General features: G+C 54.9%; 25 protein-coding genes. 1 reads left to right on the top strand and 24 read right to left on the bottom strand.

Features of this window, described 5'->3' with window-relative positions; translation table 11 throughout:
- Nucleotides 1-4: 4 nt before the first annotated feature.
- The 20 genes from atpD to thiE form a co-directional block, all read right to left on the bottom strand.
- A complete protein-coding gene (gene atpD / locus SELIN_RS11605) occupies nucleotides 5-1,411 on the bottom strand; it encodes a F0F1 ATP synthase subunit beta (protein WP_156788071.1) in 1,407 nt (468 codons plus the stop codon).
- An 18-nt stretch (nucleotides 1,412-1,429) separates the two neighbouring features.
- Nucleotides 1,430-2,305 carry an ATP synthase F1 subunit gamma gene (gene atpG / locus SELIN_RS11600; protein WP_013506844.1) on the bottom strand — a complete coding sequence of 292 codons (876 nt, stop codon included), beginning with the start codon at nucleotides 2,303-2,305 and terminating at the stop codon, nucleotides 1,430-1,432.
- Nucleotides 2,306-2,316: 11 nt separating this feature from the next.
- Complete coding sequence (gene atpA, locus SELIN_RS11595) at nucleotides 2,317-3,825, bottom strand: F0F1 ATP synthase subunit alpha (RefSeq protein WP_013506843.1); 1,509 nt, start codon at nucleotides 3,823-3,825, stop codon at nucleotides 2,317-2,319.
- A 23-nt stretch (nucleotides 3,826-3,848) separates the two neighbouring features.
- Entirely contained in the window at nucleotides 3,849-4,385 is a 537-nt protein-coding gene (gene atpH, locus SELIN_RS11590) for an ATP synthase F1 subunit delta (protein ID WP_013506842.1), read from the bottom strand.
- On the bottom strand, nucleotides 4,382-4,939 hold the full coding sequence (locus SELIN_RS11585) for a F0F1 ATP synthase subunit B (RefSeq protein WP_013506841.1): 558 nt from the start codon (nucleotides 4,937-4,939) through the stop codon (nucleotides 4,382-4,384). Before SELIN_RS11585 ends, atpH begins: the two co-directional genes overlap by 4 nt.
- The gene (locus SELIN_RS11580; RefSeq protein ID WP_013506840.1) at nucleotides 4,936-5,361 is read right to left on the bottom strand and encodes a F0F1 ATP synthase subunit B; all 426 of its coding nucleotides are present in this window, start codon (nucleotides 5,359-5,361) and stop codon (nucleotides 4,936-4,938) included. The genes SELIN_RS11585 and SELIN_RS11580 overlap by 4 nt, the downstream gene beginning before the upstream one ends.
- A 147-nt stretch (nucleotides 5,362-5,508) precedes the next feature.
- A complete protein-coding gene (locus tag SELIN_RS11575) occupies nucleotides 5,509-6,696 on the bottom strand; it encodes a phosphoglycerate kinase (protein ID WP_013506839.1) in 1,188 nt (395 codons plus the stop codon).
- Between the two features lie 12 nt (nucleotides 6,697-6,708).
- The gene (gene gap / locus SELIN_RS11570; protein ID WP_013506838.1) at nucleotides 6,709-7,704 is read right to left on the bottom strand and encodes a type I glyceraldehyde-3-phosphate dehydrogenase; all 996 of its coding nucleotides are present in this window, start codon (nucleotides 7,702-7,704) and stop codon (nucleotides 6,709-6,711) included.
- A 52-nt stretch (nucleotides 7,705-7,756) separates the two neighbouring features.
- Nucleotides 7,757-9,388 carry a PAS domain-containing protein gene (locus tag SELIN_RS11565; protein WP_013506837.1) on the bottom strand — a complete coding sequence of 544 codons (1,632 nt, stop codon included), beginning with the start codon at nucleotides 9,386-9,388 and terminating at the stop codon, nucleotides 7,757-7,759.
- A complete protein-coding gene (locus SELIN_RS15145; RefSeq protein ID WP_013506836.1) occupies nucleotides 9,385-10,032 on the bottom strand; it encodes a ComF family protein in 648 nt (215 codons plus the stop codon). The genes SELIN_RS11565 and SELIN_RS15145 overlap by 4 nt, the downstream gene beginning before the upstream one ends.
- Nucleotides 10,029-11,540: a 2,3-bisphosphoglycerate-independent phosphoglycerate mutase gene (gene gpmI, locus SELIN_RS11555; protein WP_013506835.1), complete on the bottom strand. Its 1,512-nt coding sequence runs from the start codon at nucleotides 11,538-11,540 to the stop codon at nucleotides 10,029-10,031. Before gpmI ends, SELIN_RS15145 begins: the two co-directional genes overlap by 4 nt.
- Nucleotides 11,540-11,899 (bottom strand): TraR/DksA family transcriptional regulator, encoded by a 360-nt coding sequence (locus SELIN_RS11550; protein ID WP_013506834.1) that lies wholly within the window; start codon nucleotides 11,897-11,899, stop codon nucleotides 11,540-11,542. Before SELIN_RS11550 ends, gpmI begins: the two co-directional genes overlap by 1 nt.
- A gap of 15 nt (nucleotides 11,900-11,914) precedes the next feature.
- On the bottom strand, nucleotides 11,915-12,385 hold the full coding sequence (locus tag SELIN_RS11545) for a 23S rRNA (pseudouridine(1915)-N(3))-methyltransferase RlmH (protein ID WP_013506833.1): 471 nt from the start codon (nucleotides 12,383-12,385) through the stop codon (nucleotides 11,915-11,917).
- Nucleotides 12,345-12,722, bottom strand: coding sequence for a ribosome silencing factor (gene rsfS, locus SELIN_RS11540; protein WP_013506832.1), 378 nt, complete (start codon nucleotides 12,720-12,722; stop codon nucleotides 12,345-12,347). Before rsfS ends, SELIN_RS11545 begins: the two co-directional genes overlap by 41 nt.
- Entirely contained in the window at nucleotides 12,709-13,725 is a 1,017-nt protein-coding gene (gene obgE / locus SELIN_RS11535; RefSeq protein WP_013506831.1) for a GTPase ObgE, read from the bottom strand. Before obgE ends, rsfS begins: the two co-directional genes overlap by 14 nt.
- A 92-nt stretch (nucleotides 13,726-13,817) precedes the next feature.
- A complete protein-coding gene (rpmA, locus tag SELIN_RS11530) occupies nucleotides 13,818-14,090 on the bottom strand; it encodes a 50S ribosomal protein L27 (protein ID WP_013506830.1) in 273 nt (90 codons plus the stop codon).
- Between the two features lie 21 nt (nucleotides 14,091-14,111).
- Nucleotides 14,112-14,420, bottom strand: a complete 309-nt coding sequence (rplU, locus tag SELIN_RS11525) for a 50S ribosomal protein L21 (RefSeq protein ID WP_013506829.1) — start codon at nucleotides 14,418-14,420, stop codon at nucleotides 14,112-14,114.
- A gap of 92 nt (nucleotides 14,421-14,512) precedes the next feature.
- Nucleotides 14,513-16,681: a polyribonucleotide nucleotidyltransferase gene (gene pnp / locus SELIN_RS11520; protein ID WP_013506828.1), complete on the bottom strand. Its 2,169-nt coding sequence runs from the start codon at nucleotides 16,679-16,681 to the stop codon at nucleotides 14,513-14,515.
- 28 nt (nucleotides 16,682-16,709) lie between these two features.
- Nucleotides 16,710-16,979: a 30S ribosomal protein S15 gene (gene rpsO, locus SELIN_RS11515; protein ID WP_013506827.1), complete on the bottom strand. Its 270-nt coding sequence runs from the start codon at nucleotides 16,977-16,979 to the stop codon at nucleotides 16,710-16,712.
- A 163-nt stretch (nucleotides 16,980-17,142) separates the two neighbouring features.
- Nucleotides 17,143-17,778: a thiamine phosphate synthase gene (thiE, locus tag SELIN_RS14860; protein WP_198007095.1), complete on the bottom strand. Its 636-nt coding sequence runs from the start codon at nucleotides 17,776-17,778 to the stop codon at nucleotides 17,143-17,145.
- Nucleotides 17,779-18,115: 337 nt separating this feature from the next.
- On the opposite strand from thiE, the gene speD reads away from it, so the two are divergent.
- Nucleotides 18,116-18,505 (top strand): adenosylmethionine decarboxylase, encoded by a 390-nt coding sequence (gene speD, locus SELIN_RS11505; RefSeq protein ID WP_013506825.1) that lies wholly within the window; start codon nucleotides 18,116-18,118, stop codon nucleotides 18,503-18,505.
- A 12-nt stretch (nucleotides 18,506-18,517) separates the two neighbouring features.
- Here speD and SELIN_RS11500 read toward each other — a convergent pair whose 3' ends face one another.
- The 4 genes from SELIN_RS11500 to lepA are packed head-to-tail and all read right to left on the bottom strand — an operon-like array spanning nucleotide 18,518 to nucleotide 22,678.
- The gene (locus tag SELIN_RS11500) at nucleotides 18,518-19,570 is read right to left on the bottom strand and encodes an amidohydrolase family protein (protein ID WP_013506824.1); all 1,053 of its coding nucleotides are present in this window, start codon (nucleotides 19,568-19,570) and stop codon (nucleotides 18,518-18,520) included.
- Nucleotides 19,570-20,043, bottom strand: a complete 474-nt coding sequence (locus SELIN_RS11495; RefSeq protein ID WP_013506823.1) for an N-acetyltransferase — start codon at nucleotides 20,041-20,043, stop codon at nucleotides 19,570-19,572. The genes SELIN_RS11500 and SELIN_RS11495 overlap by 1 nt, the downstream gene beginning before the upstream one ends.
- Nucleotides 20,044-20,047: 4 nt before the next feature.
- The gene (gene lepB, locus SELIN_RS11490; RefSeq protein WP_198007094.1) at nucleotides 20,048-20,866 is read right to left on the bottom strand and encodes a signal peptidase I; all 819 of its coding nucleotides are present in this window, start codon (nucleotides 20,864-20,866) and stop codon (nucleotides 20,048-20,050) included.
- A 3-nt stretch (nucleotides 20,867-20,869) separates the two neighbouring features.
- A complete protein-coding gene (gene lepA, locus SELIN_RS11485; RefSeq protein WP_013506821.1) occupies nucleotides 20,870-22,678 on the bottom strand; it encodes a translation elongation factor 4 in 1,809 nt (602 codons plus the stop codon).
- Nucleotides 22,679-22,812: the final 134 nt, after the last annotated feature.

Raw genomic sequence — 22,812 nt, 5'->3', positions numbered from 1 at the left:
ACACTCACTTTTTTACGCTGGCCTGGATTTTCTCGCCTTTTTCTATGGCTTCGTCAATGGTACCTACCATGTAGAAGGCCTGCTCCGGCAAGTGATCCAGTTTCCCTTCAATGATCATCTGGAAGCCGCGAATGGTCTCCTTCACGGGAACATACTTTCCTGGCGAGCCGGTGAAGACTTCAGCAACAAAGAAGGGCTGTGACAGGAAGCGCTGAACCTTACGGGCACGGTTTACTATCAGTTTGTCGTCCTCGGAAAGCTCGTCCATACCCAGAATGGCGATAATATCCTGAAGCGCCTTATAGCGCTGCAGAATATTCTGCACAGCGCGGGCCACATGGTAGTGATCCTGACCCACGACTCCGGGCTCAAGAATACGGGATGTGGAGTCAAGGGGATCCACCGCAGGGTAGATGCCCAGCTCGGCGATGGAACGGTTCAGAACCGTAGTAGCGTCAAGGTGGGCGAAGGTGGTGGCAGGCGCGGGGTCAGTCAGGTCATCCGCTGGCACATAAACTGCCTGAACCGAGGTAATGGAACCGGTTTTCGTGGACGTGATGCGCTCCTGCAGGTTCCCCATCTCGGTGGAGAGTGTCGGCTGATAACCAACCGCAGAGGGCATACGGCCCAACAGAGCCGATACCTCAGAGCCCGCCTGGGTAAAGCGGAAGATGTTGTCGACAAAGAGCAGGACGTCAAGGCCATCTTCGCGGAAATTCTCCGCGATGGTCAGGCCGGAAAGCGCAACGCGCATACGGGCTCCGGGAGGCTCATTCATCTGACCATACACCAGCGCGGCCTTATCAATAACACCGGAGTCCTTCATTTCATGATAGAGGTCATTGCCTTCGCGGGTACGTTCACCGACGCCGGCAAAAACAGAGTATCCACCGTGCTCGGTGGCGATGTTGCGAATAAGCTCCATGATGAGAACGGTCTTGCCAACACCGGCGCCACCAAACAGACCAATTTTACCACCCTTTGCATAGGGGCAGAGCAGATCGACAACCTTAATGCCGGTTTCCAGCATGGTTGACTGGGTGTCCTGATCCACGAACGAGGGAGCCTCACGGTGGATTGACCAGTACTCTTCTGCGTTCACTGGCTCACCTTCGTCAACGGGCTCGCCGATAACGTTGAGAATGCGCCCGAGCGTGGCCTTGCCGACAGGGACCGCAATGGGCTTGCCGGTGTCAATGCCGTCCATCCCGCGAACCAGTCCGTCGGTGGAGTCCATGGCAACAGCGCGTACCATGCCCTCTCCAAGGTGCTGCTGCACTTCCAGCACCAGTTTGCGATCCTGAAGCTGTATCTCCAGGGCGTTGTATACCGCTGGTATTTTGTCGGCGTCAAAGGCAAAGTCCACGACGGGACCGATGACCTGGGTAATTTTTCCCGTATTCATACCTATTCCTTCCTTATCCTCGTTTTACAGCGCTTCTGCTCCGGCAATAATCTCCGTGAGCTCCGTGGTGATAGCGGCTTGCCGTGCCCGGTTGTAGAGCAGGGTGAGTTTGTCGATCATTTCCGACGCATTGTTCGTTGCAGAGTCCATGGCGGTCATGCGCGCGGCATGCTCACTGGCAACGGAATCAAGCATCATGGTGTGAACCTGGACTTCAACATGCTTGGGCAAAAGCTGCGCCAGTAACAGTTCATCCTGGGGTTCATAGGTGTAGTCAAGGCGCTGGCTCTCCTCGACGGGGACATTGTCCGGCTCATCGGCAGGGCTCAGCGGAAGCAGTCGATGGGTGATCGGCTGCTGGGTAAGCGCGGAGACAAAGCGGTTAAAGATGACATGCACCTCGTCGTACTCACCATCAATGAACTTTTCATTGAGTTCGTTGATAATGGGTCGCAGCAGTTCAAACTGATAGGACTGGCTGATATCCGTATAGGCTTTCTGGAAGCCCTGGTCACGGCGAAACAGATCCCGCGCTTTCTTGCCCAGAGCATAAATATCCACTTCCTGTCCGGCAGCACGCCTGTCGCGCACAAAATTCTTGGCGGTCCGTATCACCGAGCCGTTGAAGCTGCCGCAGAGTCCGCGATCAGAGGTGATCACGTACACTGCTATCTTTTTTACCGACTCTGCCTGCCGCAGCATGGGGTGCGCGTCGCTGGAGACCCTCCACGAAAGGCTGTCGATGACATCCTGCATCTTCGTGGCATAGGGTCTGGCATTGGTGATGGCATCCTGTGCTTTGCGCAGCTTGGCAGCTGAAACCATTTTCATGGCCTTGGTAATCTGCCGGGTGCTCTTGACCGAATTAATTCGGCGTTTTATTTCCTTGAAACCTGACATGCCCTGATTCCTTAAACGCTAAAGGTTTTCTTGAATTCTGCGATGGCTGCCTTGAGCTTTCCTTCCAGTTCTTCGTCCAGCTGCTTCTTCTGAACAATGCCTTTGAGGATGTCGGACTGCTGGGATTTCATGTAGGCGATAAATTCCTTTTCAAACTTGCCAACGGCGCTGACGGGGATATCGTCGAGATGTCCCTTGACACCGCAGTAGATGCTGACCACCTGCTCTTCTACCTTGAAGGGGCTGTACTCAGGCTGCTTCAGCAGCTCAGAGAGACGGGCGCCTTTGTCGAGAACAGCTTTGGTGGCAGGATCAAGGTCGGAGCCAAACTGGGCGAAAGCCGCCAGTTCGCGATACTGGGCCAGCTCAAGCTTCAGCGTACCGGCAACCTGCTTCATGGCTTTGATCTGCGCGGCACCACCAACACGGGAAACGGAGATACCCACGTTTACCGCAGGTCGCTGACCAGCATAGAAGAGGTCGGACTCCAGGAAGATCTGACCATCGGTGATGGAGATGACGTTGGTGGGAATATAGGCGGAGACGTCACCGGCCTGAGTTTCAATAATGGGCAGAGCGGTCAGTGAACCGGCTCCCAGGTCATCATTGAGCTTGGCGGCGCGCTCAAGCAGGCGCGAGTGGATGTAGAAGACGTCCCCGGGATATGCTTCGCGTCCTGGTGGGCGGCGCAGCAGCAGGGAGAGCTGACGGTAGGCAACGGCCTGCTTGCTCAGGTCATCATAGATGATGAGGGCGTGTTTGCCGTTGTCACGGAAATATTCACCGATGGTGCAACCGGCATAAGGAGCCAGGAACTGCATGGGAGCGGGCTCAGAAGCCGTCGCCGCCACAACGGTGGTATAGGCCATGGCACCGTTGGCTTCGAGAACGTTGACCACGCGGGCAACGGTGGAGCGCTTCTGGCCAATGGCAACATAGATACAGTAAACATCTTCACCCTTGAGGTTCAGAATGGTGTCTATGGCAATCGTGGTTTTTCCGGTCTGGCGGTCACCGATGATCAGTTCGCGCTGTCCACGTCCGATGGGGATCATGGAGTCAATGGCTTTAATACCGGTCTGCAGTGGCTCGTGAACTGATTTTCTGGAAATAACGCCTGTCGCCTTGCGTTCCAGATAGCCGAATTCCTTGGCGTCAATGGGGCCTTTGCCGTCAATGGGTTGACCAATGGCGTTGACAACGCGGCCAACCATTTCAGGGCCAACGGGAACCTGGGCAATGCGACCGGTACGCTTGACCGTATCGCCTTCCTTAATGGCAGTGGCCTCACCCAGCAAAACCGCACCGACATTGTCTTCTTCAAGGTTCAGTACCAATCCGTAAAGATCACCGGGAAATTCCAGCAGCTCACCGGCCATGGCGTTTTCCAGGCCGTAGATACGTACAACACCGTCACCTGCCGAAATGACTTTGCCGGTCTCCTGCACATCGAAGGATTTTTCAAACCCTGCGATCTGCTCCTTGATTATCCGGCTGATTTCTTCAGCTTTAATCTGCATGAGTCACGTCACCTCTATAAAATTTAAGCTTTTACTAAGCTGTCTTTCATCTTGTCCAGATGGCCGCGCAGGGATCCATCATAAACTACGGAACCGATCTGGGCGCAAACGCCGCCGATCAGCGTTTCATCCACTTCTGTCTGCACTTCGATTTCCTTGCGGGTAATGGCAGCAAGGGCCTGACGAATCTCTTCAAGGCCCTTGTCGTCCAGGGGAAACGCACAGCGCACCTGAGCGACCACCCGGTTGCGGTCATCGTTATAGATATTTTCGTAGGCACGAACAATAGCGTCCAGAATTCCCAGACGACCCTTCGCAGCCAGCAGCACGAGGAATCGGGCACACACCGAATGCATGCCTTTGCTGCTCAGCTCCAGAGCGGTAATTTTATCCCGCTTCTGGACGGTCGGATTGAGAAAGAAGTGGGCAAGTTCATCGGAGCTCAGCATTTCACGGGAAAAAGCGCCAACCTCCGCCGCGAAAATCTCGGTGGCTGACTGTGCTTTGAGCAGCTCATATACCGCCAGCGCATAGCGCCGGGCTACTATGGATTCACTCACTTCATCCCCCTTATACCACTGACATATTCCTTGACCAGCTCTTCATTCTTGGCACTGTCCATGGTGTCCTTGAGCTTATCCCTGGCGACGGTGAAGGCACTTTCAAGAACCAGCTCACGGATTTCCGCCTGAGCTTTGGCGAACTCAATCTCAATGGCAGACTTGGCGTTGGCCACCATTTTATCCGCCATCTCCTTGGATTCAGCCAGAATCTTTTCTTTTTCATCAAGGGCAGATATGCGCATGGTCTCTTTCAGCTTCGCCAGTTCGTCGGTTACGGTACGGTACTTCTCCTCGTACTCGGCCGCCTTGCGCTGCGCCTCTTCCTGGGCCTTGCGAGCGGCGCTGAGCTCACTTTCAATGCGTTCTGTACGCCCCTTGAAAAAGGCTATGACATATTTTTTCAGAATAAAATACAACAATGCTGCCAGGAGAAAGAAGTTAAACGCTTTGGGAAACATGGAACTGAAGGTGGGATAACCTTCGGCAGCCTGCACCATGGTCGGTATCAGGATGAGAATCGGGCCCAGCAGAGCGCAAAGACGGCGGTTCATGATGCCCTCCCCATCAACTTCGAGCTGATCAGCTCAGCCAGCGACTGAGCTTCGCCGGAAAGCTGTTTGCGTGATGTTTCCATCTGCTGCTGAATCTGTTGTTGTCCAGACTGCAGAAGAGCTTCGGACTCCTGCCGCGCCTCCTGAAGAAGAGCTTCCTGCTGGGCCAGTGCCGCGCGACGCTCGGCTTCGGCATAATCCTTGGCTTCTTTTTTGGCCTGGGCCAAAGCATCCTCATACTCTGCTTTCTTGCGGGCAACCAGTTCGTCAGTGCTCTGCACCTGAGCGGCGGAACCCTCCATGGTGGTCCTTCTTTTCTGCAGCATGGATACCATGGGTTTGATGAGGATATGATTGAGAAGGACGAGGAAAATCAGGAAATTCGCAAGTTGAATAAAAAACGTCACATTCAAATCAATCACGATAAACCCCTTGAGCAATACTTAATACGCCCGTTCACAAATAGATACAAGCGCACCCCGAGAGAGTAAAACGCCGTAATCTACCATGTGTATACAATCTCGTCAAGCGTGTGTATACAATCCTGCCAGGACGGAAGTGACAGAAAATTATTTGTCTGAAAGACAGGCCACACCTGGAAGGTCGACGCCGCTGAGTAACTCCAGGCTGGCTCCCCCGCCAGTGGAGATATGGCTGACGCGATCAGCGAGACCACTCTGCTGAATGGCGCTGACACTATCACCACCACCAACAATGGTGGTAGCAGCGGTATTGTTCGCCATGGCGGCGGCAATAGCAAAGGTTCCCTCGGCGAAACTCTGCCACTCAAACACCCCCATGGGGCCATTCCACAGCACCGTCCTGGCTTCCGCAATAATCTCCTGAAACGCCTGCCTGGTGCGGGGGCCAATGTCAAGACCCATATACCCGTCGGGGATATGGGCATCGGGAGTGATCAGCTTTTCCGTCACCTCGGAGAACTCCCGTCCGGCCACGTGATCGACGGGCAGATGCACTTTAACGCCCTTGCGCTGCGCCGTAGCCAGCAGCTGCAGGGAATATTCCTTCATGGACTCTTCCACCATGGATTTCCCGGTGCGTATTCCCTGGGCACTGAGGAAAGTGTAGGCCATGGCGCCACCGATGATGATATGGTGCACCTTATCAAAGAGGTTTTCGATAACCGGGATTTTGTCGGAGACCTTGGCGCCGCCAAGAATAGCCACGAAGGGCGCCTCAGCCTGACTGATACGAACACTGAGGTATTCCAGCTCCTTTTCCATGAGAAAGCCGGTGACCCTCTGCGCAATATACGCGGTCATACCTGCGGTGGAAGCGTGAGCACGGTGAGCAGAGCCAAAGGCATCGCACACATAGATATCGGCACTCTCAGCCAGTTTGCGGGAGAACTCGGGGTCATTCTGCTCCTCTTCACGGTAGAAGCGTGTGTTTTCCAGCAGGACGACATCGCCAGCCCGCATGGAAGCAACCGCCTGAACCACTTTCGGCCCAACGCAGTCCGGCACAAATACCACTGGACGGCCCATGCGCTTCGCGAGCTCGGCGGCAACGGGTTCAAGGGAAAATGTTGCATCGGGCTTACCCTTCGGGCGCCCCAGATGGGAGGCAAGGATAACCTTGCCTCCCATACCGGCAATATACTCCACGGTGGGAACAGCGGCTTCAATTCGCGTTGCGTCCTGCACCACGCCATCTTTGATCGGAACATTGAAATCGACGCGGACAAAAACCCGCTTCCCCTGGAAATCAATATCGCGCACGCTTTGCTTGGCCATGCTTCCCCCGAATCAGCGTGATGCCATATAGGCGATCAGGTCGACGCAACGGCAGGAGTAGCCCCACTCATTATCGTACCAGGAGAAGATCTTCACCAGGTTACCATCCATTACCTTGGTGTTATCGGCATCAACGATACTGGAGTGACTGTTCCCCATGAAGTCGATGGAGACCAGGGGCTCCTGGCAGAAGGACAGGATGCCTTTCATGGGGCCTTCGGCCGCGGCTTTCAGGGTGGCGTTAACCTCTTCAGTCGTGGTGTTCTTTTCCACCTGGCAGACAAAGTCGACCACGGACACATTGGGGGTAGGGACTCGCACGGCAACGCCGTCAAGCTTCCCCTTCACCTGAGGAATAACCAGCGAAACAGCCTTGGCGGCGCCCGTGGTGGTGGGAATCATGCTCATGGCAGCAGCCCGCGCGCGTCGCAAATCACTGTGGGGCAAATCGAGGATGCGCTGGTCATTGGTATAGGAGTGGATGGTGGTCATGAATCCTTTTACCAGACCGAAGTTATCGACAACAACCTTGGCAACCGGCGCCAGACAGTTGGTGGTGCAGGAGGCATTGGAAACCACATGGTGGCTGGCCGGATCGTAGTTGCCCTCGTTCACGCCCATCACTATGGTTATGTCCTCGTTTTTCCCTGGGGCGCTGATTATGACCTTTTTCGCTCCGGCCTTGATATGCGCCTCGGCTTTTTCCTTGCTGGTAAATATTCCGGTGGACTCGACGACATAGTCAACACCCAGGGACTTCCACGGAAGATCTGCGGGATTCTTTTCCGCATAGACCCGGATCTCCCTGCCATCAACGACAATGCCCTTCTCAGTAGCCTTGACTTCCTGGCCGAAAATCCCGTGAACCGAGTCATATTTCAGCAGGTGCGCCAGGGTGGCGGGATCTGTCAGATCGTTAATGGCGACCACTTCCATATCCTTACGCTGTGAAGCAATGCGGAAAACCGAACGTCCGATCCGGCCGAATCCATTGATGGCAATTTTCATACAATCCTCCTGGAGAAAAAGTTGTAGTCTGCAGTTCTGCGTATATCAGAATTCAAGAAAGAACAAACATCTGTATTCCGTCGCGGCTGCCCGCTTCACGGGGCGCTTGGGTAGGAGCCAGTGCCCGGTAGGTGTATTCACCCGAGGAACTCTCTTCTTCCTCTGGAGCTCCTTCGCGGGAATATTTCTGCACAAACTCATGGAGTTCGCGGGAGAATGACTGCACCTTGCCACGCAGATCACTGACCACCTCAAAGACCGGAGCTATCAACTGCGTAAAACGCTCAAGCTGCTGGCGCACTTCCACAGTCATCTCCTGCACCTCCTCAAGCTGGGCACTGCTCAGCCCCGACTTGCTCACCATATTATCAACACGATTGAGGTAGAGGGATATCTGATGCAGGTAGCGCTGATACCCCTCGCCAAATGACTTGGCAACATCGGCCCGTTCAATGAGAAGGTTCTCCACCATCTCTTTCTGACGGGAGAGCAGCAATACGAGCTCACGCCGCTTCTTCTGCTCCGCAAGCTTCTCCACCATCAACTTTCCCTGCTCGCCCTTTTCAATAAGCCCCACAGCCTGCTCATACTTCACGCCCAGCAGCTGGTGGCGCTTGCTCATCTCCTGGAACTCCTTTGTCGCACTTACATAGCGCGAATAGAGTGCCTTGTACTTCTCAGAGAGCAGGCTGTACTCTTTCTGCAGCGAATCAAGGTTCTTGAACTTGTTCTGGGTGAACTTCTGAAAATCACGGAAGGTCTTCTGGGTCTTCATGAGCTCCGTGATATCCTTGAAAAGCAGTCCCACTTCTATAATGGCATCATTTTCAGAAATGGGAAACAGCTCAACGGAAAAGGTGCGGTTACTCCCATGCCCCCCCATCTCGTCGACCACCGTGGTGCGACCCTCGCCAGAAGCAAACACTTCACTAATGGTTGCCATGTGCTGACTGATATTGACATAGGGGCTCAGCGACTGCCCCACCAGATCCTTGACATCCTTACCCGCTATGGCCCTGGCAAAATAACGGTTTACATTGACGATAACCAGCGATGGATCAATAGAACACAGGCCAACGGAGATATTGTCAAAAAGGGTGTAGAGTTTACGACGACTTTCCTTGACCACAGCCAGGATGTTCTGCATCTCCTGCAGCTGCGCCGTTGCTTCGTCGCATTCGGGCTTGTCTCCCTGAGACTGGAAAAAAAAGTCAGCCGCATCTCTGCGCATGCGGTTAATCTGACTCTGGTAGGATTCAAAGGTACTCATCAGCAGACCTTTGAGGTTACCGACGCTGTACGCTTTATTCTGAAGAAAGGTTATGGTGTCCTGGGAAAAGACCTCTGAATAGCCTTTGCTGTCAAAGAGCACAAAACCTTTTTCGTGAAGCTGGGGGAAGGCAAAGGCCAGTATCTGAAAAGCCTGTTCGTTCTGGGTTGCCGACACCACCGCTGACTTGCCTGTCTCAAAAACACTCTGAATAGCATTGCTGACCGGATTATCCTTATAGCTGACCTCCTGCTGATAAACCTTCACGTCATCAGCAGCACCACGCACGATGATGGTGAAAGACTCATGGCCAGCCACACCAACGATCATCTGGTAAAAGCACTGTGCCTGCAGAAGCGACTGGGTAAAAAACTCCAGAAACTTCACTTCGTTGGATGACACGGTATACTTCATAGCGAATCGGCCCTCAAAAGCGTCACTGCACGCACATTCCCCCCGGTTTTCGGCAACAGCGCCACAGCGCATGCCCGCAGAGTGGCTCCAGTAGTGACAATATCATCCACCAGCACCACTTTCTGAACGTTATATTTCTTTGGCACTATAGCAAAGCCAGCCGTGGCAAGTCTATCTTTTCTCCCTTTGCCTGCCTGGGAGAAACCGGGCAGGTAGCGCCACAGAAGTGTCCGTTTCTCCCCCGGAACATCCAGCGCCAGCTGCCGGGCCGAGTTGAAGCCCCGGTACAGGTACTTGGAAAAATGCATGGGCACCCAGGTGACTACGGCGCCCGCGAAATACTCATCGGGCATACTGACAATCCCTTTGCGCCAGTACCAGGTCAGGGTCTGCAAAGCCTGCATGTCGCGGCTGTATTTCCACGACTTCAGCAGGGAGAGCAGAGGCGATTTATAGGTATACAGGGAAGTAACCCAGAGGGGGTCAAGAAGCTGGGTGGACATATCCAGGACACAGAGCCGTGAACAGGCTGCACACAAAGCCGTGGCCTGCAACTCACGCTCGATGGGTCGATGACAGTGACGGCAGATGCGGGGATAGGCAATATCCAGAACCCGTGAACACAGACGTGCAAGCGGTTTCATAGGGAGAGCAGCGGTGTCCCGGTCATGGCAGCAGGCTTTTCAATACCCATCAGATACAGAAGCGTCGGCGCGATATCCGCCAGTTTACCATGCTGCTGCAGTTGACATGGCTGCGATGTCAGCGCAATGAAGGGCACGGGGTTACTGGTATGGGCAGTATGCGGCTGGCCGGAGGCATCCAGCATCTGTTCAGCGTTGCCATGGTCTGCCGTGATCAATACGGCATACCCGTGCTGCAGCAGCTCATTGACAACTTTTTCCAGTGCACGGTCAACCGCCTCGCAGGCTGCCACAGCAGCTTCGAAAATCCCCGTATGTCCTACCATATCAGGATTGGCGAAATTCAGAATAATCAGATCCGGCTGCTGCTGACGCACATGGGCGCAAAGAGCATCGGCCACTTCCATGGCACTCATCTCGGGTTTTTCATCGTAGGTTCTGACCTGACGGGGAGAGGGAATGAGGAGCCGCTGCTCACCGGGAAACTGCCGCTCTACTCCTCCATTAAAGAAAAAGGTGACATGGGCGTACTTTTCGGTTTCGGCGATGCGCAGCTGGGTTCGCCCCCGGGCACTGACCACATCACCGAGAATATCGGCCAGCGGCTGCTGCTCAAAGGCTACGGGCAGCCCAAAGTCGGCAGAGTATTCGGTAAGGCACAGGAAGCGTTGAATTTTTACCGGTGTCGCGAAAGGCAGATCTGCGTCCAGAGCCAGAGCCTGTGTCAGTTCACGAACCCTGTCCGAGCGAAAGTTAAAGCAGAAAACACTGTCATCGCACGCTATATTGGGAATGTCACTGCACTTCAGGGGCTCCATGAACTCATCGGTGACATTGCTGGCATAGCTGCGCTCCAGCGCGGCTTCGACATCGGGGCAGACCTCCCCTTCACCGTGAATTAACAGGCGGTACGCCTTCTCCACCCGCTCCCAGCGTTTGTCACGATCCATGGCAAAAAAACGGCCGATGACCGATGACAGCACCACACCAGGACGGCTGGCCAGGAAATCCTGCAGCTGCCTGATATAGCCCAGGCCACTGCGTGGCGGCGTATCCCGCCCGTCCAGAAAGGCGTGCACGGCGATGGATTTCACGCCGCGGGAACGGGCGTAGTCGATAAGACCAAAAAGGTGTTCGAGGTGGGAATGCACACCACCGTCGGACAACAGCCCGATAAGGTGCAGGGTCCGCCCTGGTTTCACCTGCGCAAGAAAGGAGTTCACAGTCTCATTTTCGGCGATACTCCCTTCGCCAAGGGCCTTGCTGATGCGCACAAGATCCTGGTAGACAACCCTTCCGGCCCCGATATTGAGGTGCCCCACTTCCGAGTTTCCCATCTGACCGGTCGGCAGGCCGACCGCCTCGCCACTGGCATGAATCAGTGTATGGGGATACCGGGACAGGAGCCCACGATAAAATGGCATATCAGCGGCGACGGTCGCATTCCCCAGCTGCTCGGGGCGAAAGCCAAAACCATCCAGAATAATCAGTGCAGCCCGGCTGGACATCAGTCATCCACTTCCTTGGATTGCTCCAGTTCTTCCTTGCAGTCACGACAGTAACGGGCAAAAGGGCGATACTCCAGGCGCTCGGTGCCAATAGGCTCTCCGCACTCCATGCAGGTCTCATACTCGCCTTTTTCAATGCGATCAAGGGCCAGCTCAATCAGGCGCACCTTGCGGGAGTCCCGGTCATTCATTTCAATCATGATATTGCGGAGGTTATCATTGTTGGCCTCATCCGCACTGTCCTGAGCACCATCGCGACCCAGCTCATTGCTCTGTTCGCTGCGCTGTCGAATAGCCTCCAAGAGATCCCGCTTCATCTGAATCAAGGTTTCTTTTGCGTTTTCCAGATTCATCGCCATATGGCAAACCTCCAGTTATTCATTATGATAAGGCAAACCCTTTTGAATGGCGAAGGCCCGGTACAGCTGCTCCACGGCAAAGAGCCGGGCCATCGTGTGGGTCATGGTCATGGCGGAGAGTGAGAGGAGGCAATCAGCCCGCGCCTTCACTTCCTCGCCATGCCCCAGGGCACCACCGATACAGAAGATCATCTCCCGGTACCGACTCTCCATGCCCTGAATCCAGTTTGCCAACTCAACAGAACTCAATTGCTTTCCCTTTTCATCAAGCACCACCGTACAGGCATCAGCGGGAATCTTTTTCAGCAGCCGCTCTCCTTCAGCCTTCTGAATGGCCGCGACGGGCCGGCCAGACTGAATCTTTTCATCGGCGATCTCAACGCTTTCGAAAGGCACCATGCGATGAATACGCCCTTCATAGTCGGCGACCAGTGCCTGGATATGCTTATTGCGGATCTTGCCGGTGCTCAGAAGACGATACTTCAAAATTCACCTCGGGCGCTCCCTCCCAGAGGGACTCCAGTCGATAGTACTCGCGCAGCTGGGGAGAAAAAATGTGCACAATAATATCTCCAAAATCAAGCAGAACCCACTCACCGGTATCATAGCCTTCTGCGCCCAGCACGCTGACACCGGCTTCCTTCTTCACCGTCTCGCGAATATGGTCAGCGATTGCCTGGGCCTGGCGCGCGGACTGGGCTGTACAGATGTAGAAATAATCGGCAAAGCTTGAGACTCCTGCAAGCTCCAGGGCCTTCACGTCCGCTGCATGTTTCTCATCCGCCAGCTGGTGGATGCGCTCCAAAAGTTCACTGGACTTCATGTATACCTCGAATATCACAGAGCTTTTCCCAGGCAAGACGCACCAGGGCGTCAAGATTGTCGCCTGTTATACTGGAAATGAAAATTATGTCAAACCCGTTTTCCTCAGCCAGCTTGCGTATTTTTTGCAGACGATCACTATCCTGGCAACTATCGGTCTTGGTACCCACTACGATGCGATGCTTTCTGGCCAGTTCATCTCCATAGGCACGCAGCTCCTCGTCAACGATGGAATATGCCTCTTCGATGTCATATTCATCTGTGGCCAGATCCACCAGGTGGAGAATCAGGGAAGTACGCTCTATATGCTTGAGAAACTGGTGACCAAGGCCAACTCCCTCGGAGGCTCCGCGGATAAGGCCGGGAATGTCGGCCACCACCATGGACTGGTAATCGGAAACCTTCACTACCCCCAACTGCGGCACAAGCGTTGTGAAAGGATAGTCAGCAATCTTCGGGCGTGCCGATGAAATGCGCGAGATCAGAGTAGACTTGCCGGCATTGGGCAGCCCGGCAATACCCACATCGGCTAACAGCTTCAATTCAAGCTCAATTTCGCGGTACTCGCCTTCCTGACCATCATCAGCCCGGCGTGGAGCCTTGTTATTTGCAGACTGAAAACAGAGATTTCCCCGACCACCACGACCGCCAGCTGCCACCACGAATCGCTGGCCATTTTCCACCATATCCGCCAGCAGTTCACCAGTAGCAACATCGCGCACCAGGGTTCCGGGAGGAACCTTCAACACCAGATCCTCGCCGGTGCGCCCGGTCATATTGGCACTCTTGCCGTGTTGCCCCCGCTTGGCGGTATAGTGGCGCTGGTAGTTGAAGTCATGGAGCGTCTGATAGCGTTCATCAGCCTCCAGAACGACATTACCGCCCGCGCCGCCACAGCCTCCATCGGGGCCACCCAGCGGCACATACTTCTCACGGCGGAAACTCATGCAGCCATTGCCGCCACGGCCGCCCTGAACCTTTATACTGATACTGTCAATAAACATATGAAACTCTTTTACGGTACATCTGTAATGAGAAAAGGGAGCACTGGCCACGCATGGCTGGTGCTCCCTCGGGGGTTAAAATTCACCTGTGTTCAGCTGGCGCTTTCCGTGCCCGCTTCAACAACATTAATATACCTTCTGCCACCTTTTCTGGTCACAAAAGTCACCTTGCCCTCAACCTTGGAGAAAAGGGTGAAGTCCCTGCCCATTCCAACGTTTTCACCGGGATAGAAGCGCGTGCCTCTTTGACGAACAAGAATATTTCCGGCCAGAACCTGTTCGCCACCGAACTTTTTCACTCCAAGGCGTTTGGACTGTGAATCCCGTCCATTGCGGGAACTGCCGCCTGCTTTCTTGTGAGCCATGGTCTACTCCTTCAATACTCGTTACTGTTCTATCTTGGCAACGCGAATCTTGGTCAGCGATTGCCGGAAGCCGCGCTTACACTTCGATTTTTTACGTCGCTTGGACTTAAAAGCGATAATCTTCTTCCCTTTGTACTGGCTCAGGATCTCCAGAGATACCTTCGCGCCTTCGACATAGGGAGCGCCAACAACAACACTGTCACCACTGAGCAGAAGTACTTCATTGACATGCACGACATCACCGATCTCGCCTTCAAGACGGCTGACAGACAGGACATCTCCTTCGCTGACGTGGTACTGCTTTCCGCAGGTTTTTATGACCGCTTGCACGGCTGCACCTCCATGAAACTCTCAATCATTTTTCTTACAAAACCGACAAAGCATATACACCCCCCGACCCCAAGTCAAGGAAAAATACTGCTTCAGCGGCGTTTACTGTGCATCGGACGGCGACGCTCAGCGCCATCGCCATCGGAATCATCATCGGGCATACCGGCAGGGCGAACCAGCAGCGCCTTGCGGGACAGCTTGTACTTACCGGTCTTGGAGTCAACTTCAATCAGCTGTACTTCCAGTTCGTCGCCTTCCTGCAGAACATCGCTGACCCGCTCAACGCGTTTGTGGTCAATCTGCGAAATATGCAGCAGGCCGTCCTGATTGGGCAGGAATTCCACGAAAGCGCCAAACTCGGCAACTTTCTTCACTTTCCCTTTATAGGTCTTGCCGATCTCCGGCTCCTCAAGGATTCCCTGGATGATGGCAACCGCCATGTCAAGGCTCTCTTTGTTGGCGGAAGCCACAAGACAGCGACCATCGTCGTCAATATCGATCTTGGCGCCGGTCTGCTCCACAATACCGCGGATAACCTTGCCGCCGGTTCCGATGATATCGCGTATCTTGTCAGGCTTGACATAGATGGTCACGATACGGGGCGCGTGGGGATTCAGCTCAGGGCGGTGGGTATCCAGGGCCTCATTCATGCGGTCAAGGATGTGCATGCGCCCACCATTGGCCTGCTCGATGGCCGCCTTCATGATCTCCAGCGTGATGCCTTCAACCTTGATGTCCATCTGCAGCGAGGTAATGCCCCGGGACGTTCCCGCCACCTTGAAGTCCATATCCCCCAGGTGATCTTCGATTCCAAGGATATCGGTGAGCACCGCAAAGCGATCGCCTTCAAGGATCAGGCCCATGGCGATACCGGAAACGGCTCCCTTAATGGGCACACCGGCATCCATAAGCGCCAGCGACGCACCGCAGACACTGGCCATACTGGAACTGCCATTGGACTCGGTGATCTCCGAAACGATGCGAATCGTATAGGGGAAATCCTCGCCCTGGGGCAGAACCGCCTCAATGGCCCGCTTCGCCAGAGCGCCGTGACCGATTTCCCGGCGTCCGGGCGAGCGCAGAAAACCAGCCTCGCCAACACAGTAGGGCGGGAAGTTATAGTGGAACATGTAGTTTGAGCGACGCTCACCCTCAAGGTTCTCCACAAACTGCTCATCGGAAACGGTACCCAGCGTTGTCACCACAATGGCCTGGGTCTCGCCGCGAGTGAAGAGCACGCTGCCATGGGTGCGAGGCAGGAAGGAAGGGGCTATGCTGATGGGGCGCACTTCATTGAGGCTTCTGCCGTCAACGCGCTTGCCTTCATCGAGAATACGTCCGCGCATGATGTCCCGCTCAAGGTCGCCAAAGGCCCGCATATACTCTTTTTTCTGCGCCGCAAATTCCTCTTCACCCAGAACCGCAGCAAAGTGTTCCTGCAGATCTTTTTTCGTCTGGTCGATGGCGCTGTACACTTCCATCTTGCCGCCAGCAGCCAGGGCGTCGCGCAGACGTCCGGCAAACTGCTCCCGCACCGCACCGCGAACCTCATCGCGCACCAGCTGGGGAGTAAACGCGCGCTTGGGGGTTCCTGCCTGAGTACGCAGTTGCTCCTGCGCGTCCAGCAGTCGACCCATTTCACGCTGGCCGAAAGCCACGGCGTCAAGGATATCCTGATCGGAAACCTCTTTGGCGCCGGCCTCGATCATGAGGATCGCGTCCCGCGTGGCCGCCAGGGAGATGTCCATGTCGCTCTGCTCAATCTGCGCATAGGTCGGATTCAGCACAAACTGACCGTCGATGCGGCCAATGCGGCACGCTCCGAGGGGCCCATTAAAAGGAACATCGGAGATATGCAGCGCTGTAGCCGCGCCATACATGGCCAACACATCAGCAGGCGTCTCTCCGTCAGATGACATGACCGTGGCAATAACCTGAGTTTCATTGAAGTATCCATCGGGAAACAGTGGGCGCAGCGGGCGATCGATCAGACGCGAAATCAGTGTTTCGTCATCCGACGGCATGCCTTCACGCTTCTTGAAACCACCGGGAATCCGGCCCGAGCTGTAACGCTTTTCAATATAATTGACCGTCAGAGGGAAAAAGTCGATTCCCTCTTTGGGTTCGTTATTGCTCACGGCCGTGACCAGAATGACATTATCGCCCTGCCTCACCACTACAGCCGCCGAAGCCTGGCGTGCCACCTGGCCGGTTTGCATTTCAATAATTTTTCCACCGAACTCTACTGATACCGATTCCATTACTACTCCTTACAGGTTCGAGGAAAACTTACTTACGGATATTCAGGCGTTCAATAATCTTACGGTAACGGTCGATTTCCTTCTTCTTCAGGTAGTCCAGCAGGCGACGTCGCTTGCCGACCAGCATCAGCAATCCACGGCGGGAGTGGAAGTCGTGCTTGTGATCCTTGAAGTGTTCGGTCAGGTAATTGATGCGCTCAGTCAGCAGGGCGATCTGTACCTCAGGAGAACCAGTATCCCCTTCGGACATCCCGAATTCCCTCATAATCTCAGTTTTTCTCTCTTTCGTCAGAGCCATTTCGTCTTTCTCCTTGCATTGTATGTGAGATTGTTAGTCGGTTGTTTTCCGCCTGCCGGGCCCTTGAACCCGGCGGCCAGTTAAGCCCAGGGTAGTTAACACCTTAAGCTTCATTAGTAAAGTCTTTTCTCGCAAACAGGCCGTTGAAAAGCCGCCAGGTGCGTCAGGATACGTCAAACCCCTTGAGGCGGCGGCACTCTTCCACCGCGTGGACATACTCACCGACAGCCGCTTTCATGTCTTCGCGCCGGAAGCCACTTATACTGGCCACGAACACATTGGGCGCAACAATCAGCTGCGCCACGGACGCGACGCTGATGCCTCCAATGGCGCACACCGGCACTTCGACACCCTGGGCCACCTTGAGCAGATCTCCCACTTCACGGGGTTCATACTCCGATGACTTGGTCATCGTGGCAAACATCGGGCCAAAGCCAATATAATCCGCGCCGGCAGCCACAGCGGACTTTGCCTGCTGCAGGGTATGGGTGGAAATACCCACAATGGCGTCGGGGCCGAGAATATCGCGGGCAAATTCCAGACCGTCGTCATCCTGCCCCAGATGGACTCCGTCAGCATTGGATTTCAGCGCTGCCTCGATGGAATCATTCACGATAAAGGTGAAACGGAAGCGGGACTTGAGTTCCATGATCTTCTTGGCGCAGACGAGCAGGTCATCGCCAGACAATTCCTTGGCACGAAGCTGAATCATATCCGCTCCACCCTCGAGGGCTGAAGCAGCCGTCTGGCAGTGGTCGCCCAAGGCGTCAGCAGCGGTAATCGCACAAAACGTAAACATAAGCCCTTTTCTCTCCATAACATCCACTCCATAAACGATCCCCGCGCGCCCGAAACCACAGACAGCTTGCAAAAAGACCGTCGGCAGCTGAAAGCACCCAGTGCGCAAGGCATTGCAGCCACAGACGACTACAGGCTTGCGCCCCAGAGAGTTTTCCTCAGCAGCCAGCTGAACAAAACAGTAATTTTGGCAAAGATATTCATCCGAGGCAAGCAAAAAACACTCACCCCGCCAGCCCTCTGTACAGGCCATTACCCGCCGTCAACCAGAAACATCCTTGACGCCCGGCACACCAATAGAGTAAAAGTATTTTCTTATTTTTCAAGGAGGTGCCGGATTGGTCCACGCGCTGGCAAAACACATTATTGTCGAATTTTATAATTGTAACCCGCAGATTATCGGCGATGTGGTTCTGATTCAGCAACACGTGGAAGGCGCCATCACCTTCAGCACTTCCTCCATCGAAGAGAGTTTTTTTCAGCCTACACCAGAAAACGGCGCCAACGGCACCGTCATCACGGCAGATATTCGGGTGTCCATTCATACCTGGCCATCCCACAGCTACGCCGCCGTGGATATCTTCACACCCTCAAACACCATTGACCCCTGGCTCGCCTACGACTACCTCAAGGAGCGCCTGGAGGCCCAGTACGATTCGGCAACCGAGCTGCGTCGCGGGCAGATCAAGGTGGGACAGGGCAGCCCCTTTCAGCGTTCCTTCCTGTAACCAGCCCTTATTTCAGGCGCCTGCCAGGACATCGCTCAGGCTCTTGACCCGGTTGATATTCACGCCATCACCAAGACCCACAACCGCCCGGGATACCGGCTGTCCATACAGGCTGTACGCGTCCCCCAGGCCGATGACGCCCGCGCCCCCACTGGTCGCAGCGCGGAAGGCACTCTCATATCCCACCACTCCCGCAACAGCGTGATAATCCTCCAGAAAATCCAGAGCGTGGCGTGAGCATTTACCATCGGTGCCTATACCATAGGGGATACCACGCTCCTCAAGGCCGCGCAGGTCGGCGACCGCATTGCCAAGGAACCGGTTGCTTTCCGGGCAGGCAATAACACTGGCCCCAGCGCGCTGCACCAGGTCAAGATCTTCTCCGGTGGCCTCGCCCATATGCACGAGAATCGAGAGAGGCCCCAGCAGCCCCAGGTCATCCAGCACCTGCACTGGCGAGCGATACGGCTGCCCAAAGCGCTCCCGGGAGAATTTCTGCAGGTATTCGCGGTAAAAGGTCTCGTTACCGCGGATGAAGTACTCGTACTCGTCTCTGGACTCTGCCAGATGGATCTGAAAGCGCTGCCGATTCTCCCGGCCAAAACGCTGCAGGAAATCGTGGGGAACCGTGTACAGCGAGTGGGGCGAGTAGAAACCCTCCTCACTGATGTCCGGATAACGCACGATAAACTCGTAGAAACTGCGGACGAAAATCTCTTCCTGAAGGCGATCTGCCTGGGGCCTGCGGGCAATATCACCCACATAACGCACGCCAGAGTCACGAAGGAGCTTCAGGGAAAGGGGAATGGAGAAGTCGGCATCATATTCGTGAAATATTTTGTCGATCAGCCGCTGCACCCATTGATAGAAGGGGCCGGGCTCCAGGGTAAAGTAGAGGTCCAGGTGCGCATGGGCGTTGACAAAGCCAGGGAAAAGCACTCCTTCGATGGCGTGATCCGCAGGGCAGCCCCCGGCGGGCTGCAGAACCCCGTCGCGGACGGCGACAGTCTGTACCCACTGCCTGCCATCGAATATGCCCGTCGCCCCGATAATCTGTGTTGCCATCAGCTTGCGCGCACACCTTGCAGCAGAATTTCCATGGCAATCTCATCGCACTCCGGGAACTTCGCGCACTTGACACAGTCAGCCCATATCTTGTGGGGCAGTTCGCTCTTCTCCACTTCGTGAAAACCCATCTTCTCAAAGAAAGGCTTCTGATAGGTAAGAGCAAAGATACGCCTCACCCCCAGGAAATTTGCCTCCTGCAGGCAGGCGCTCACGATACAGCTGCCAAGGCCCTGACCCTGAAAGCCATGGGCTACGGCCAGGCTGCGAATTTCGGCCAGATCCTCCCAGATAACGTGCAGGGCTCCGCAGGCCGTAACCTGCCCCTGCTCGTCACGCAGAACAAAAAAATCGCGGATGGTCTCATAGATATCGCTCAGCGCCTTGGGCAGCATCAGCTGCTCCTGAGCAAAGCGGTTGATGATGGTGTGAATCTGCTTCACATCGGCTATGGTGGCTTTGGTTGCTTCCACGCTCTCACCGTATCAGGCGGCCGATGCGATTAAAACGCACAGCGCTGTTTTCGGAATCCCAGGAAAAATAGAGAATGAATGCTTTCCCAACGATGTTTTCTTCGGGAACAAATCCCCAGAAGCGACTGTCGAAAGAGTTATCCCGGTTGTCACCCAGCATGAAGTAATTGCCCTGGGGAACCTGGAATTCCTTCATATTGTCGCGGGGCGAACCCGTTTGCAGCTGGGAATCCTTAAACTGTTCAAAACCGGTCACAAAGGGCTCGTCATTCACATAGACCCGCTTGGCCTCGATGCGAATCCGGTCGCCTGGCAGGCCAACGACACGCTTGATATAGTCGATGTGAGGCTCAGGGGGAAACTTGAACACCACCACGTCACCGCGCTCAACTTCTACAAAAGTGTATATAAACTTGTTCACCAGCAGGTGGTCACCGATCTGCAGCGTCTCCAGCATGGATCCGGAAGGGATCTTGAAGGCCTGCACGATGAAGATGATAATCACCAGGGCCATGGCAAGCACCTGGGATATTTCGTCCACAAAACGCTGGAATCTTCCCTTTTCAATGGTGGTCTTCAGCAGGCGGACCACGTAATAGAAGGCGTGGTGGGCAATCAATGCGGTCAGTATCACCACCATGGGCAAAGATACCGTGGCCGTCCCCATTTTCAGGGGCAGCTGATCGGCCCAGAAGATCAGGCACAGCGTATAGAAAACCGCGATAATCAGATCAAGGTGCCTCTCCAGCAAGTGGCGCATCCCCCTGGGATTTCCCTCCCGGGATACCGGCGTTCCTTCCTTGTCGGTATGGGTCTCGTTCACCACTTACCTTCCCTCCGTGCCGACACGCAGAACGGCCATAAATGCTTCCTGAGGAACTTCCACTGCTCCCACCTGTTTCATGCGTTTCTTTCCTTCCTTCTGTTTCTCCAGAAGCTTCTTTTTTCGGGTGATATCGCCACCATAACACTTGGCAAGAACGTTTTTCCGCATGGCCTTGACGGTCTCGCGAGCGATGATCTTATTACCGATAGCGGCCTGAATCGCCACTTCGAACATCTGGCGCGGAATGATTTCGCGCATCTTGGCTGCCAGGTCGCGGCCACGGGCATAGGCGCTGTCAGCGTGCACGATCAGACTCAAGGCGTCCACCGTGTCGCCGTTGAGCAGTATATCGAGCTTGACCAGCTTGCCGGGGCGATACTCCAGGAAGTCATAATCCAAAGAGGCATAGCCGCGCGTCGCGCTCTTCAGGGCATCATAAAAATCCATGACCACTTCGTTGAGCGGCAATTCATAGGTGACCATGACCCGGTCAGATCCAATATACTGAATGGCCTTCTGAATCCCGCGCTTCATCTGGCACAGGGTGATCACCTGCCCCACGTAGTCGTTGGGACACATGATGTTGGCAACAATATACGGCTCTTCGATATGGTCGATCAACTGCGGATCCGGCAGCTGCGTGGGGTTGTCCACCATGGTGCACCCACCATGGATATCGTGCACCGCGTAGGTCACCGTAGGCGCCGTGGTAATGAGATTCAGGTTGTACTCGCGCTCCAGACGCTCCTGAATGATCTCCATGTGCAGAAGTCCCAGGAAGCCACAGCGAAAACCAAAACCAAGGGCCGCCGAGCTCTCCAGCTCAAAACTCAGGGAAGCGTCGTTGAGCACCAGCTTTTCCAGAGCGTCCCGCAGGTCATCGTACTCTGCACTGTCCACAGGGTAAAGCCCGCTGAATACCATGGGCTTCACTTCCTTGTAACCGTCCAGCGGCTGCTTGGCCGGGTGGTCACAGCGCGTGATGGTGTCACCGACCTTGACCTCCTGAATATCCTTGATACCGGCGATCACAAAGCCGACACTGCCGGCGCTGAGACAGTCCACATCCTGCTGAAAGGGGTCAAAGTACCCCACATGGGTGACCTCGTGTTCCTTCCTTCCCTTGAAGGAGCGGATACGCATCCCCTTGCGCAAAGAGCCATTCACAATCCGCACCATGATGATCACGCCCTGGTAGGGGTCAAACCAGGAGTCGAAAATAAGTGCCTGCAGCGGCGCTTCCTCTGAGCCCTCCGGTGAGGGAATGCGCTGCACCACCGCCTCGAGAATATCGCCGATACCGATCCCCTCCTTGGCAGAGGCCATAACGGCATCGGAAGTATCCAGTCCGATAATATCTTCAATCTGCTGCTTGATACGCTCCGGCTCCGCCGACGGCAGATCGATTTTATTGAGCACCGGAATCAGCTCAAGGTCGTTGTCCAGGGCCAGGTACACGTTTGCCAGAGTCTGGGCCTCGACACCCTGGGAAGCGTCAACCACCAGCAGTGCCCCTTCACAGGCGGCAAGGCTGCGGGATACCTCATAGGAAAAGTCCACGTGCCCCGGAGTATCAATCAGGTTCAGCTCGTAGGTGTTCCCATCCTGCGCCAGGTAGTTCAGGGTAATGGCCTGGGCCTTGATGGTGATGCCACGCTCGCGCTCCAGATCCATGCGATCCAGCAGCTGGTCCTTTTTTTCGCGATCCTGTATGGCACCCGTAAACTCTATGATGCGGTCAGCCAGGGTCGACTTCCCGTGATCAATATGGGCAATAATGGAAAAGTTGCGCTTGAACTCCCGTTGCATGAAACCTCTTGTACTCAAGTGATAGTGTCACCGTTTGCAGAAAACACATCCAAAGCAGCCTTCTGGAAACAAAAGCAAATTATATACACCATTGCGCAGGCTACCGCAAGTAAAGGTACCACAGGCAACCAACG

Origin of the sequence: Desulfurispirillum indicum S5, from assembly GCF_000177635.2 — a bacterium.
GTDB lineage: Bacteria > Chrysiogenota > Chrysiogenetes > Chrysiogenales > Chrysiogenaceae > Desulfurispirillum > Desulfurispirillum indicum.
Note: the sequence above shows the minus strand (reverse complement) of the source record. Positions and strands in the feature narration are given on the sequence as shown.

Coding starts and splice junctions, on each gene's coding strand:
- atpG (WP_013506844.1), bottom strand. CDS start 2,305: ATGTCAGGTTTCAAGGAAATAAAACGCCGAATTAATTCGGTCAAGAGC.
- atpA (WP_013506843.1), bottom strand. CDS start 3,825: ATGCAGATTAAAGCTGAAGAAATCAGCCGGATAATCAAGGAGCAGATC.
- SELIN_RS11585 (WP_013506841.1), bottom strand. CDS start 4,939: ATGAACCGCCGTCTTTGCGCTCTGCTGGGCCCGATTCTCATCCTGATA.
- SELIN_RS11575 (WP_013506839.1), bottom strand. CDS start 6,696: ATGGCCAAGCAAAGCGTGCGCGATATTGATTTCCAGGGGAAGCGGGTT.
- gap (WP_013506838.1), bottom strand. CDS start 7,704: ATGAAAATTGCCATCAATGGATTCGGCCGGATCGGACGTTCGGTTTTC.
- SELIN_RS11565 (WP_013506837.1), bottom strand. CDS start 9,388: ATGAAGTATACCGTGTCATCCAACGAAGTGAAGTTTCTGGAGTTTTTT.
- SELIN_RS15145 (WP_013506836.1), bottom strand. CDS start 10,032: ATGAAACCGCTTGCACGTCTGTGTTCACGGGTTCTGGATATTGCCTAT.
- gpmI (WP_013506835.1), bottom strand. CDS start 11,540: ATGTCCAGCCGGGCTGCACTGATTATTCTGGATGGTTTTGGCTTTCGC.
- SELIN_RS11550 (WP_013506834.1), bottom strand. CDS start 11,899: ATGGCGATGAATCTGGAAAACGCAAAAGAAACCTTGATTCAGATGAAG.
- rsfS (WP_013506832.1), bottom strand. CDS start 12,722: ATGAAGTCCAGTGAACTTTTGGAGCGCATCCACCAGCTGGCGGATGAG.
- obgE (WP_013506831.1), bottom strand. CDS start 13,725: ATGTTTATTGACAGTATCAGTATAAAGGTTCAGGGCGGCCGTGGCGGC.
- rpmA (WP_013506830.1), bottom strand. CDS start 14,090: ATGGCTCACAAGAAAGCAGGCGGCAGTTCCCGCAATGGACGGGATTCA.
- pnp (WP_013506828.1), bottom strand. CDS start 16,681: ATGGAATCGGTATCAGTAGAGTTCGGTGGAAAAATTATTGAAATGCAA.
- rpsO (WP_013506827.1), bottom strand. CDS start 16,979: ATGGCTCTGACGAAAGAGAGAAAAACTGAGATTATGAGGGAATTCGGG.
- thiE (WP_198007095.1), bottom strand. CDS start 17,778: ATGTTTACGTTTTGTGCGATTACCGCTGCTGACGCCTTGGGCGACCAC.
- SELIN_RS11500 (WP_013506824.1), bottom strand. CDS start 19,570: ATGGCAACACAGATTATCGGGGCGACGGGCATATTCGATGGCAGGCAG.
- lepA (WP_013506821.1), bottom strand. CDS start 22,678: ATGCAACGGGAGTTCAAGCGCAACTTTTCCATTATTGCCCATATTGAT.